The organism is Cereibacter ovatus (genome assembly GCF_900207575.1).
Lineage (GTDB): Bacteria > Pseudomonadota > Alphaproteobacteria > Rhodobacterales > Rhodobacteraceae > Cereibacter_A > Cereibacter_A ovatus.
In genome coordinates this window covers 17,181-29,945 of record NZ_OAOQ01000024.1, presented here as the reverse complement: position 1 = coordinate 29,945, position 12,765 = coordinate 17,181, and the positions used below count along the sequence as shown (strand labels likewise).

The 12,765-nt window shown below is 65.7% G+C and carries 12 protein-coding genes; 4 read left to right on the top strand and 8 right to left on the bottom strand.

The genetic code is table 11. From position 1 onward, the window contains the following. Nucleotides 1–11: 11 nt before the first annotated feature. The 4 genes from CRO07_RS16575 to CRO07_RS16560 are packed head-to-tail and all read right to left on the bottom strand — an operon-like array spanning nt 12 to nt 3,922. The gene (locus tag CRO07_RS16575) at nt 12–737 is read right to left on the bottom strand and encodes a proteasome-type protease (RefSeq protein WP_097031766.1); all 726 of its coding nucleotides are present in this window, start codon (nt 735–737) and stop codon (nt 12–14) included. Between the two features lie 29 nt (nt 738–766). After that, entirely contained in the window at nt 767–1,576 is an 810-nt protein-coding gene (locus CRO07_RS16570) for a transglutaminase family protein (RefSeq protein WP_097031765.1), read from the bottom strand. Then, a complete protein-coding gene (locus CRO07_RS16565; RefSeq protein WP_097031764.1) occupies nt 1,573–2,523 on the bottom strand; it encodes an alpha-E domain-containing protein in 951 nt (316 codons plus the stop codon). Before CRO07_RS16565 ends, CRO07_RS16570 begins: the two co-directional genes overlap by 4 nt. Nucleotides 2,524–2,530: 7 nt before the next feature. After that, on the bottom strand, nt 2,531–3,922 hold the full coding sequence (locus CRO07_RS16560; RefSeq protein WP_097031783.1) for a circularly permuted type 2 ATP-grasp protein: 1,392 nt from the start codon (nt 3,920–3,922) through the stop codon (nt 2,531–2,533). A gap of 198 nt (nt 3,923–4,120) precedes the next feature. On the opposite strand from CRO07_RS16560, the gene CRO07_RS16555 reads away from it, so the two are divergent. The 3 genes from CRO07_RS16555 to CRO07_RS16545 are packed head-to-tail and all read left to right on the top strand — an operon-like array spanning nt 4,121 to nt 8,631. Further along, nucleotides 4,121–5,161 (top strand): ligase-associated DNA damage response exonuclease, encoded by a 1,041-nt coding sequence (locus CRO07_RS16555; RefSeq protein ID WP_097031763.1) that lies wholly within the window; start codon nt 4,121–4,123, stop codon nt 5,159–5,161. Next, nucleotides 5,158–6,759, top strand: a complete 1,602-nt coding sequence (locus CRO07_RS16550; RefSeq protein WP_097031762.1) for an ATP-dependent DNA ligase — start codon at nt 5,158–5,160, stop codon at nt 6,757–6,759. The genes CRO07_RS16555 and CRO07_RS16550 overlap by 4 nt, the downstream gene beginning before the upstream one ends. A 51-nt stretch (nt 6,760–6,810) precedes the next feature. Further along, on the top strand, nt 6,811–8,631 hold the full coding sequence (locus tag CRO07_RS16545) for a M3 family oligoendopeptidase (RefSeq protein WP_097031761.1): 1,821 nt from the start codon (nt 6,811–6,813) through the stop codon (nt 8,629–8,631). Nucleotides 8,632–8,655: 24 nt separating this feature from the next. Here CRO07_RS16545 and CRO07_RS16540 read toward each other — a convergent pair whose 3' ends face one another. From CRO07_RS16540 to CRO07_RS16525, 4 genes are all read right to left on the bottom strand, one after another. Then, nucleotides 8,656–9,096, bottom strand: coding sequence for a host attachment protein (locus tag CRO07_RS16540; RefSeq protein WP_097031760.1), 441 nt, complete (start codon nt 9,094–9,096; stop codon nt 8,656–8,658). Nucleotides 9,097–9,251: 155 nt separating this feature from the next. Then, a complete protein-coding gene (locus CRO07_RS16535) occupies nt 9,252–9,827 on the bottom strand; it encodes a DUF2585 domain-containing protein (protein WP_097031782.1) in 576 nt (191 codons plus the stop codon). A gap of 415 nt (nt 9,828–10,242) precedes the next feature. Beyond that, a complete protein-coding gene (rpoH, locus tag CRO07_RS16530) occupies nt 10,243–11,139 on the bottom strand; it encodes an RNA polymerase sigma factor RpoH (protein WP_097031759.1) in 897 nt (298 codons plus the stop codon). A 248-nt stretch (nt 11,140–11,387) separates the two neighbouring features. Then, nucleotides 11,388–12,437 carry an RluA family pseudouridine synthase gene (locus CRO07_RS16525; protein WP_097031758.1) on the bottom strand — a complete coding sequence of 350 codons (1,050 nt, stop codon included), beginning with the start codon at nt 12,435–12,437 and terminating at the stop codon, nt 11,388–11,390. Here CRO07_RS16525 and CRO07_RS16520 point away from each other — a divergent pair. Then, complete coding sequence (locus tag CRO07_RS16520; RefSeq protein WP_097031757.1) at nt 12,436–12,756, top strand: DUF6476 family protein; 321 nt, start codon at nt 12,436–12,438, stop codon at nt 12,754–12,756. The genes CRO07_RS16525 and CRO07_RS16520 overlap by 2 nt on opposite strands. The last annotated feature ends 9 nt before the right edge of the window (nt 12,757–12,765 follow it).

Genomic DNA, 12,765 nt, shown 5'->3' with positions numbered 1-12,765 from the left:
GTCGATGGCGGTCAGACCCGGATCTGGCCAAAGCCTTCGCGCAGGGCGCGCGACCATGCGTCAGACATGGCGCGGAAGTTCTCGTCCCCCGCCTCGATCCGGCGGCGTTCGGTGACACGGCAGGCATCGCGCTCGATCACCGCCAGATCCAGCGGCATCCCCACCGACAGATTCGAACGCAGCGTCGAATCCATCGACAACAGCACGGCCTTCTGCGCATCGGCCAGCGATGTCGCGGGCTTCACCACCCGGTCAAGAATCGGCTTGCCGTATTTATGCTCGCCGATCTGAAGAAAGGGGGTGTCCTCGGTCGCTTCGATGAAGTTGCCTTCGGGATAGATCAGGAACATCCGCATCTCGCCGCCGCGCCGCTGGCCCGCGACGATCAGGCTGGCCGAGGCGCTTTGCTTTTGCGCCGACAGCTTCTCGTCGATGTCCAGCCGCACCCGTGCCAGCATGTTGCCGATGATCTCGGCCACCTTCAGCATCGTGGGCGCCAGCATGATCGAGGTGTCTTCCGTCGCCTCGGGATCGTGCAGCACCTCTTTCAGGCGGGCGATGGTGGTCTGCGTCACCGACAGCGATCCGGCGGTCAGGATGGTGATCACCCTTTCGCCCGGTTCCTCGAAGGTGAACATCTTCCTGTAGACGGCAATGTTGTCAAATCCCGCATTGGTGCGGGTGTCGGACAGCAGCACCATCCCGTCGTTCAGCAGCAGGCCCACGCAATAAGTCATCGTTCCGTTCCGTGTCAGGTCGAACGACCCTATTGCTGCACCGCCTGCACCGCAACCTGCACTTCCAACCGTTCGCCCCCCGGCCCCCGCGCAATGCCACGGATCGGCGCCGCATCCTGCGCATCAAGCCCCGATCCCAGCCGGATATACCGATCATCGGGGCAGCAGCGGTTGGCGGGATCGAAGCCCACCCAGCCCAGACCGCGCACATGAACCTCGGCCCAGGCGTGGGCGGCATCGTGGTCGCGCCCGTCCGCCGTGGCAAACAGATAGCCCGAGACATAGCGCGCCGGCAGCCCCGCCAAACGCGCCGCCGCGATCAGCACATGGGCATGGTCCTGACAGACGCCGCGGCCCAGTGCCAGCGCCTCGGCGGCAGTGGTTGCGGGCGTGGTCGCGCCCGGCTGATACTGGATCGCATCCGCCACCAGATCCGACAGCAGATGCGCCAGATCAAGCGGTTCGGCCACAGCCTGACCCTGCCCCGCCAGTGCCGCCAGTGCCGAATCGGGCTTTGTGGCCGTGGTGGATTGCAGATAGCATTCAGCCGGGGTCAGTTCGCGATGCCCGCGCAGCACGCCGGCCTGATCCGAGGTTTCGACCGTGCCCTTGACCGACACCGTCACCTCGCTGACCGGGCCCGGCACCGTCCAGCCCTGAATCCAGTCGCCCGCGCCGTCGCGGAACGCCCCGCCCGCGATCCCGTCGGACACCGTCACCGTCCAGTCCACCACCCGCTGCCCGGCGCAACTCGAGGGCATCAGCCGGTGGCTTTGCACCAGTGCCCGCGCCGGCCGGACATAGCGATAGCAGGTCACATGATCGACCGTCAGGATCATCGCAGGTCTCCGCTCAGGTAGGTTTCGAAGATCACGCCGGACAGGTTCGCGGCCTCAAGGATGAAGCGGCTCAGGAACTCGTGCAGGCCTTCCTCGATGATGTCATCGACGCTCAGCCGCTGAAGCTCGGCGGCGATCCGCACCGCCACCTCATGCGGGCGCGAGGCGCGGCCATAGGCGCGTTCCAGCCGGTTCAGATGGGTGCAGACCCCGTCGATGCAGGACGTCAGCGAGCGTGGACACTGCGGGTTCAGGATCAGGAAATCGGCAATCTTCCTTGCCGTCACCTCGCCGCCATAGGCCCAGTGGAACGCCCGATGCGCCGAGGTGGCCCGCAACAACGTCGCCCATTGGTAATTGTCCATCCCCGAGCCCACGAATTCCACCCGCGGCAACAGGACATAGTATTTCACATCCATCAGCCGGGCGGTGTTGTCCGACCGTTCAAGGTAATAGCCGAGGTTCAGGAAATCCCAGCCGTCGTTGCGCAGCTGCGTCGTGTCGATCGATCCGCGGATGACGGCGGCCTGTTTCATCGTCCAGTCGATCAGCCGCGCCAGATCCAGCCGGTCGCGCGGGGTCTTTTCCAGCGCCCGCAATTCCTGAAAGGCGGTGTTGATCGCATCCCAGACCTGCGCCGTCAGCGCGGTGCGCACGATCCGCGCATTCTCGCGCGCCTTGGCCAGACAGGAGGCCACCGACGACGGGTTGTCCTGATCGAAGAACAGATAGCTTTCAATGTCGCGCTGATGCGCCTGCCCGTATTTCTGCGCATAGCCCCCGGCCGTCCCCGAGGCATGCAGCAGACTGTCCCATTCATTCCGATAGCCATGGGCAGAGGGCAAAAGCGACATGCGCGCCCCCACTTCCAGCAGGCGGGCCATGGTCTCGGCGCGCTCCATGTAGCGGGCGATCCAGTAAAGGTTGTCGGCGGTCCGGCTCAGCATGTCTTGGTCACTCCGCCAGAACCCATGTATCCTTGACCCCGCCCCCCTGGGACGAGTTCACCACCAGCGAGCCTTCCGTCAGCGCCACGCGCGTGAGCCCGCCCGGCACCAGTTCCACCCGCTCCCCGACCAGACAATAGGGCCGCAGATCGACATGGCGCGGCGCGATGCCTTCGTTGACAAAGGTCGGCGTCGTCGACAGGGCCAGCGTCGGCTGGGCGATGTAGTTGCCGGGATCGGCCTCGATCCGGGCGCGGAAGGCCGCGATCTGTTCAGACGAGGATTTAGGCCCCACCAGCATCCCGTAACCGCCCGATCCATGCACCTCCTTCACCACCAGATCCGGCAGATGCGCCAGCACATGGGCCAGATCGTCGGCTTTGGCGCATTGCCAGGTGGGCACATTGTTCAGAAGCGGCTCTTCGCCCAGATAGAAGCGGATCATTTCGGGAACGTAGGTATAGACGGCCTTGTCATCGGCCACCCCCGCCCCCGGCGCCGAGCAGATCGTCACCCCGCCCGAGCGATAGACATCCATCAGCCCCGGCACCCCCAGCATGGAATCGGGCCGGAAGCACAGGGGATCGATGAAGGCGTCGTCGATCCGGCGGTAGATCACATCCACGCGCTTGGGCCCTTCGGTGGTGCGCATGTAGACATATTCGCCTTCCACGAACAGGTCCGCGCCCTCGACCAGTTCCACCCCCATCAGATCGGCAAGGAACGAATGTTCATAATAGGCCGAGTTGAAATGCCCCGGCGTCAGCAGCACCACCGTAGGGTCGCGTTCGCATTTGGCGGGCGCAACGCTTGCCAGCGTGCGGCGCAGCTTTTCGGGATAGCTGTCCACCGGCTCGATCCGGTTCTCGCGGAACAGTTCGGGGAACATCCGCATCATGATTTCGCGGTTTTCCAGCATGTAGGACACGCCCGATGGCGTGCGGCAGTTGTCTTCCAGCACGAAGAATTCGTCCGGCCCGGTGCGCACCAGATCGATGCCCACCACATGGGAATAGACCCCCTTGGGCGGCACAAAGCCGACCACGGCCTTTTCATAGGCCGCGTTGCGATAGACCAGCCGGCCGGGAATGCGACCCGCGCGCACGATCTCGCCCCGGCCATAGACATCGACCAGAAAGGCGTTCAGCGCCCGCGCCCGCTGCTTGATGCCCCGTTCCAGCCGCGCCCATTCGCGCGCGGTGAAGACGCGGGGGAACATGTCGAACGGGATCAGCCGATCGGGGTCGCCGCCTTCGCCATAGACGGCGAAAGTGATGCCGATGCGGCGGAACAGCGCCTCGGCCTCGGCCTGCTTCATCTCGCGCAGCTCGGCCGGCATCGAGCGCGTCCAGTCTTCCAGCTGACGGTAGGGCGGTCGCACCCGGCCCTTCTCGAACATCTCGTTGAAATAGCCGTTTGCCGCCACGCCAATTGCCCCCCGACCGATCTCGCGCCGTCCTGCCTTGACTTTAATCAGCCGGATTCGCGGCCGGAAAGGGCAGGACCGGCGCTTTGCTGCCCGATCCACCACATTTGCACAAAGATTAGGCGATTTGTTCTGCTGGCAGGCGGTCTGCGCTGCGCTATTCTTCACCGCATGCCGTCCGAGCCTCTTCTGACCTTCACCGACCGCGGAATCTGCTGCCCACGGGGCGGATTCTTCATCGACCCGTGGCGCCCGGTGGATCGGGCGCTGATCACCCACGGCCATTCCGACCACGCCCGGCCAGGCCACGGCGCCTATCTGGCAACTGTTGCCGCGGCGCCGGTGATCCGCCACCGGCTGGGCGCGATCCGGCTTGACACCATCGCCTATGGCGAAAGGCGGCGGATCGGCGGCGTCACGGTGTCCTTCCATCCCGCGGGCCATGTGCCGGGATCGGCCCAGATCCGGATTGAAGGGGCCGGCGAGGTCTGGGTGGTCTCGGGCGATTACAAGACCGAGCCCGACACCCTGTCCGAACCGTTCGAGCCGGTCGCCTGTCACACCTTCATTTCGGAATGCACCTTCGGCCTGCCGGTGTTCCGCTGGCAACCGCAGGCCGCCATCGCGGCCGATCTGAACGCATGGTGGGCGGGCAATGCCGCCGAGGGGCGGGTGTCGATCCTGGGCGCCTATGCGCTGGGCAAGGCGCAGCGCCTGATGGCTGCGGTCGATCCCGCCATCGGCCCGATCCTGACCCATGGCGCGGTCGAGGCGACGACGGCCGTCCTGCGCGCCCAAGGCATCACGCTGCCGCCCACGCGGCACGCAGGCGCGGGGATCGATGCGAAAAGCCACCCCGGCGCACTGGTGATCGCGCCGCCTTCGGCGCTGGGCACCCCCTGGGCCGCCCGCTTCGGCCCGGCGTCCGAGGCTTTCGCCTCGGGCTGGATGGCGCTGCGCGGGGTGCGGCGCCGGCGCGGCCACGGCCGCGGCTTCGTGCTGTCCGATCACGCCGACTGGGACGGGCTGAATAGCGCAATCCGCGCCACCGGGGCGGAACGGGTCTTCGTCACCCATGGCTATACCGCGATCTTCCGCCGCTGGCTGGAAGATCAGGGCTATGACGCCGGCATCGTCGCCACCGAATACCAAGGCGAAACCGCCGACGCCGAGGCCGAATCCGACCCTGCCTTGCCCGGGACGATGGAATGAAACGCTTTGCGGCGCTGTTCGAGGCGCTTGATCGCACCACCCGGACCACGGAAAAGGTCGCGGCCCTTGCCGCCTATTTCCGCGACGCCCCGGACCCCGACCGGGTCTGGACCATCGCCCTTCTGTCAGGCCGCCGCCCGAAGCGCGCGGTGAACACCACCGAACTGCGCACATGGGCGGCCGAGGCCGCGGGCCTGCCGGTCTGGCTGGCCGAGGAATGTCACCCCATCGTCGGCGATCTGGCCGAAACCATCGCGCTGATCCTGCCCGCGCCGCGCCGGACATCCGACGACACGCTGGACGACTGGATGCGCAGGCTGCTGGCGCTGACGGGCCAGCCGATGGATCTGCGCCGGCAGGCGATCCTTGATGCATGGGATCGGCTGGCGCCACAGGACCGCTTTCTGTTCAACAAGCTGATCACCGGCGGCTTTCGCATGGGCGTCAGTCAGGGCCTGATGACCCGTGCGCTGGCACAGGCGACAGGCGTGGACGAGGCGACCCTTGCCCACCGGCTGATGGGGGACTGGACCCCCGACCGGATCGACTTTGACACACTGACCGGCGCGCAGGATCCCGGCGCCAACGCCTCGAAACCCTATCCGTTCGCGCTGGCCTCGCCCTTGGAACGCATCGAGGCGCTGGGCGCCCCGGCCGAGTGGCTCGCGGAATGGAAATGGGATGGCATCCGCGGCCAGCTGGTCAACCGCGACGGTGCCTTCGCGCTGTGGTCGCGCGGCGAGGAACTGGTGACCGACCGCTTCCCCGACCTTGGCCCCTTGCGGGATTTCCTGCCCCCGGGCTGCGTGATCGACGCCGAACTGGTGGCATGGTCGGGCAGCGCGCCCCTGCCCTTCGCGGCCCTGCAAAAACGGATCGGACGGCTGAGCCTGCCGAAAAAACTGCTGGCCGAGGCCCCCGCGCATCTTCTGGCCTATGACCTGCTGGAAGCCGACGGCGAAGACCTGCGCGACCGCCCGCTGTCAGACCGCCGTGCCCGGCTTCAGGCGCTGCTGGCAGCAATGCCGGCGGGGCTGCCGATCTCGGCCTCGCCGCTGGTGGCGTTCGACGACTGGGACGCACTGGCCGCCGCCCGCCTGACCGCACGCGACCGCAACGCCGAAGGCGTGATGCTGAAGCGCCGCGCCTCGGGCTATTTCGTCGGCCGAAAACGCGGCGACTGGTGGAAATGGAAGCTGGACCCCTACACGATCGATGCGGTGATGCTGTATGCCCAGCAGGGCGCAGGGCGCAGGGCGACCCTGTTTACCGACTTTACCTTCGCCGTCAGGGATGGCGAGGATCTGGTTCCCTTCACCAAGGCCTACTCTGGCCTGACCGACGCCGAATTTCGTCAGATCACCGACTGGGTGCACCGCAACACGCTGGAACGCTTTGGCCCGGTGCGGCGTGTGCCGCCGGACCTGGTGTTCGAACTGGCATTCGAAGGCATACAGGCCAGCCCGCGGCACAAATCCGGCATCGCGCTGCGCTTTCCCCGGATGCTGCGTTGGCGGCAGGACAAACCCGCCTCGGAAATCGACACGCTGGACACGCTGCGCGCCCTGCTGGCCGAAACCCAGCCCCCCCGGGGTTGAAGTCGCCGCCGCGCCGCGCCACCTTGGCCCCAAACCTTGTAAGGAGTTCCCATGACCCTGCCCCTGCCCCGTCCGGTCCTTGATGCCAACGCCAGCGCCGGGGCGCTGGGCAACCTGCCCGAATGGGATCTGCGCGATCTTTATCCCGCCCCCGATGCGGCCGAATTCGCCCAGGACATGGCATGGCTGAAAGCGGCCTGCACCGATTTTGCGGCAAACTACGAAGGCAAGCTGGCCGGGCTGGATGCCGACGGGCTGCTGGCCTGCGTCGAGGCCTATGAAAAGATCGACATCACCGCCGGGCGGCTGATGTCCTATGCCGGCCTGCGCTATTATCAGAACACCATGGACAGCGAGCGCGCCAAGTTCATGGCCGATGCGCAGGACAAGGTGACCGATTACACCACCTCGCTGGTGTTCTTCAGCCTGGAATTCAACCGGCTGGAAGATGCGCATCTGGACCGCCTGCTGGCCGAAAGCGCGGGCCTTGCCCGCTACAAGCCGGTGTTCGACCGGATGCGCGCCATGCGCCCGCACCAGTTGTCGGACGAGCTTGAACGCTTCCTGCATGATGAATCCGTGGTGGGCGCGGCCGCCTGGAACCGGCTGTTCGACGAGACGATGGCCGGGCTGACCTTCACGCTGGAAGGCGAGGAGATGGCGCTTGAACAGGTTCTGAACCTGCTGACCGATCCCGACCGGGCACGGCGCGAGACCGCCGCCCGCGCACTGGCCGAGATGTTTGGCAAGAACATCAAGCTGTTCGCCCGCATCCACAACACGCTGGCCAAGGAAAAGGAAATCCACGACCGCTGGCGCAAGATGCCCACGCCGCAATATGGCCGCCACCTTGCCAACCATGTCGAACCCGAGGTGGTCGAGGCGCTGCGCAATGCCGTGGTCGCGGCCTATCCGAAACTGTCGCACCGCTATTACCGGCTGAAGGCGAAATGGCTGGGGCTGGACAAGCTTCAGGTCTGGGACCGCAACGCCCCCCTGCCCACCGAGACCCCGAAACTGGTCGGCTGGGATGAAGCAAAAGACACCGTTCTGTCGGCCTATGGCGCCTTCGCGCCGCAGATGGCCACGATTGCGGAACCGTTTTTCACCAAGGGCTGGATCGATGCCGGCGTGAAACCCGGCAAGGCGCCCGGCGCCTTTGCCCATCCGACGGTGACCACCGTCCATCCCTATGTGATGCTGAACTATCTCGGCAAACCGCGGGACGTGATGACGCTGGCGCATGAGCTGGGCCACGGCGTCCATCAGGTGCTGGCAGCGGGTCAGGGCGAGCTTTTGTCATCGACCCCGCTGACGCTTGCCGAAACCGCCAGCGTCTTCGGCGAGATGCTGACCTTCCGCAAACTGCTGGATGCGGCGAAAACCCCGGCCGAGAAAAAGACCCTTCTCGCCGGCAAGGTCGAGGACATGATCAACACGGTCGTGCGCCAGATCGCCTTTTACGATTTCGAATGCAAGCTGCACGACGCCCGCCGTCAGGGCGAACTGACCCCGGACGACATCAACGCCCTGTGGATGAGCGTTCAGGCCCAAAGCCTTGGCGACGCGTTCGAGTTCATGGACGGATATGAAACCTTCTGGTCCTATATCCCGCATTTCGTCCATTCGCCGTTCTACGTCTATGCCTATGCCTTCGGTGACGGGCTGGTGAACGCGCTTTACGCCGTCTATGCCGAGGGCACCCCCGGCTTTCAGGAAAAGTATTTCGAAATGCTTTCCGCAGGCGGATCCAAGCACCACAAGGAACTGCTGGCGCCGTTCGGGCTGGATGCCAGCGACCCAAGCTTCTGGGACAAGGGCCTCAGCATGATCGCGGGCTTCATCGACGAATTGGAGGCGATGGAGGACTGACCGCCCCCCCCACCGCCCGGCCTTTCAGGGTGCGAACACCTCGGCGAAATGGGGGGACATCTCATGGACGGGGATCTTGACCAGATCCTTGTCCATGTCCGCCATGACCTGCGCGGCCAGCGCCTTCGGCAGCCGGTCGCGCAGGACGCCCAGCATCTTCGGCCCGGCCGCGATCACGATCCGGTCATGCCCGCCCTTGGCCCACTGGCTTTCCAGCGCCGCGATCACATGGGCGGCAAAGCGGCCACGCTCCTGCTCGGCTTCGGACTGACGGGGGTCGATGGTGAAGGATGCGGTGCCGGCGGGCGACTGCCCCCGCGGCGGCGGGCTGGTGAATTCAACATCCACATCGGGGAAGTCGGCGGCACTGTGGCTTGCGATCTCGGTGAACCGACCCGCTTCGGCGGCGATCAGCCGGCAAAGCTTGTCCGAGGCAAGCAGGATCAGCATGCGCGGGGTCTTCATCTATGGTCCTCCCTTCCACTGAAACGCGGCCGGGGCCGGAAGATCGACCCCTCAGCCGGTCACAGCCTGCGCCACCTGCGTGGTGTTGTCGAGCATCGGTTGTGTGCCAGGACCGACATCCAACCGGAAAGCGATCAGCCGCATCAGGGCCGGCTTCAGCCGCCGGCCTGCCAAAGCCTGATCGCATCCAGTGGCCAAAGCAGCATCAGGATGTTCAGCGCCAGCCCGTCGCGGATCAGCCACAGCGTCAGAACCTCCAGACCCAGCGCCAACAGGACGCTGACCCAGACAGGCAGGCGTCGTGCCAGCCAGAAACCCGCGATCATGGCGCCAATGTCGGCCACCGAATTGACCACCGAATCACCGTAATAATCCAGCGATATGGTCACGGCGCGATAGCGTTCGATCACGGCGTTCGAATTCTCGACCACTTCCCACGCCGCTTCGATCAGTGCGGCCACCGCAAGCCGCCAGCCAAAGCCAAGCCGCCCGGCAAGGGGCCAAAGCAGCGCGTAGAACAGCAGACCGTGGATCACATGCGACGGCGTATACCAGTCTGCCAGATGCTGCGAATTTTCCGAACTCATGGTCTCGCCATGCCAAAGCTTGACATGGCCGCAGGTGCAGATCGGTTCTCGCCCCATCGCAAGCAGGATCACCGCCGCGGCCAGGACAATGGCAAGGGTTGCAAGGATGGCGGGGGCAAGCGCGACGGGCGGCGTTCTGATCATGGCGCCAGCAAACACCGAAGGCCCGGTGAAGTCCACCGGGCCCGCGCATTGGCCGCATGGGACGGACGGTCATCCAAGGCCCAATCCGCATTTCTTTCGATGCGTTCCACGGGCCGTCGCTTTGCCGCCAATGGAAGACCCCTGACCTGAAGCCGGGCCCCGGCCCTTCCGTCGCAAGACAGGCCCCGTTTCCCGCGCGCGGTTCATGCAATCTCGCACGACCGGGAGCGCGTTGCTTTCCGTCGCAAGACAGGCCCAGTTGCCCACGCGCCCGGGGCTGTCGGTGAGCCGTGCGGCATGAACAGCCCGTGTGCTTCGGGCTTCCCGCGCGCCGGGGACTGTCGTCGTGTCCGACGCATTCCTGTCCAGCACGGGGCGCGGATCGGACACCGGCCCCGCCCTGTCCAGGTGCCGATCAGGCCGGCATCAGCATCCCCCGTGCGCGGGCAAGATCGCGCATCTTGGTCTGAAGCTTTTCGAAGGCGCGAACCTCGATCTGGCGGATACGCTCGCGGCTGACGCCATAGCCATCCGACAGTTCTTCCAGCGTCACCGGATCGTCGGACAGACGCCGCTGCACCAGAATGTCCTTTTCGCGGTCGTTCAGCACCGACATCGCCTCGGCCAGCAGTTCGCGCCGCATCTCAAGTTCGTTGCGCTCGGCATAGTCGGCGGCCTGATCGCTGTCTTCGTCTTCCAGCCAGTCCTGCCACTGGGTCGAGCCGTCACCGTCCGATCCGATGGTGGCATTAAGCGAGGCATCCGCGCCGGAAAGGCGGCGGTTCATGTCGATCACCTCGGATTCCGACACGCTCAGATCCTTCGCGATCTGGGCCACGTTCTCGGGACGCAGGTCGCCTTCTTCCAGCGCACCCAGCTTGGCCTTGGCCTTGCGCAGGTTGAAGAACAGCTTCTTCTGCGCCGAGGTGGTGCCCAGTTTCACCAGACTCCAGGATCGCAGGATATATTCCTGGATCGAGGCGCGGATCCACCACATCGCATAGGTCGCAAGCCGGAACCCCTTGTCGGGATCGAACCGCTTGACCGCCTGCATGAGACCGACGTTCGCCTCCGAGATCACCTCGGCCTGCGGCAGGCCATAGCCGCGGTAGCCCATGGCGATCTTGGCGGCCAGACGCAGGTGCGAGGTCACCAGCCGATGCGCGGCCGAGGTGTCCTGATGATCGACCCAACGTTTGGCCAGCATGAATTCCTCTTCCGGTTCCAGCAGGGGAAACTTGCGGATTTCCTGCATGTAACGGTTAAGCCCCTGTTCGGGACTCGGAGCGGGAAGATTGGTGTAGGTGCTCATTCCTTGACCCCCTCTGGCCTTCGCCTCGGTCGCCCGGGCGCAGGACGTTTGTTGCCGTCCAAGGCGCATGGATGTGCGCTATCATCGACAGTTTAACGAGAGATGTTGTCGTAACCGTCGCGCTGCCACGATTGTTGCGGATTTTCACGCAAATGTAATCCACCCTCGGTCTTGTCTCACGCCCGGCCATGCCCCTGCGCCGCGACAGCAAGGGCATGGCCGCACCGCGCGATCACGATCAACGTCCGTCAGTCCTGCCGCACCCGCAGCAAATCCAGCAGCGCCGCCATGTCGGCGGGCGGCGGGCTTTCGAAGGACAGCGCCTCGCCGGTCACCGGATGCAGAAAACCAAGCGTGGCCGCATGAAGCGCCTGCCGCGGAAACCCATCCGCCGCCGCAGCCGCCACCGCCCCCACCGCCTTTGGCGACAGCTTGCGCCGCCCGCCATAGGTCTGGTCACCGATCAGACCGTGGCCGGCATGGGCCATATGCACCCGGATCTGATGGGTCCGCCCGGTTTCCAGCCGACATTCCACCAGCGCGCAGGCAGGCGGTTCGCCCAGCCGTTCCAGCACCCGGACGCGGGTGACGGCATGTCGGCCACTGTCGAAACAGACCGCCTGCCGCTGCCGGTCGGTGCGATGGCGCGCGATATGGGTCGCGATCTTCAGCACGCCGCCCGGTTCAAAGCTGATGCCGCGGGTGCCGCGCAGGCGCGGATCGGACGCCTCGGGCACGCCATGGACCAGCGCCAGATAGCGCCGATCGACGGTATGGGCCTCGAACTGGGCGGCAAGGCCCTGATGGGCGCGGTCGGTCTTGGCAGCGACCAGAAGTCCCGAGGTGTCCTTGTCGATGCGGTGAACGATGCCGGGGCGCTTTCCCCCCCCCACGCCGGCAAGGCTGTCGCCGCAATGGAACAGCAGGGCATTGACCAGCGTGCCCGTCCACTGCCCCGGCGCGGGATGGACCACCATCCCCACCGGCTTGTCGATCACGATCAGGTCGGCATCTTCCCAGACCACTTGCAGGGGGATGTCTTCGGGCAGGGTTTCGACCTCGGCGGCATCGGCCAGCGTCAGGTGATAGACCTGCCCCCCGGCCACGCGGGCCTTGGGGTCGGTCACGGGCCGGCCGTCCAGACTGACCGCACCCGCGGCGATCAGCTTCATCAGCCGCGAGCGTGACAGGCAGGCTTCCTCTGGCACCTCGCGCGCAAGCGCCTTATCAAGACGGTCGGGGGGATCTTCCCCGATCGTCACCAGAAGGATGCCCGCAGGGGCGAAAGGAAGGACCATGCAGCAGGCTCCGGAACGGGATGGGCAGCTTCCGCCCAGCCTAAGGTTTCTCAGGGCGCTCGTCTTCATCCTGACGCTCACCACCATCGGGGGCGTCATAACGGTGGTTGCGGTGATTGTCACCCGGATGCCGGCGGCGCTGAAGGCCCCGCCCAGCCTTCCGGCCGAACTGGCCCTGCCCGAAGGCGCACGCCCCGCGGCCTTCACGCAGGCCGCCGACTGGCTGGCCGTGGTGACGGACGACAGCCGCATTCTGATCTTCAACCGCGACGGCAGCTTCCGGCAGGAACTGCATGTGTCGCCCCCCACCGGAAACTGACCGACGCGC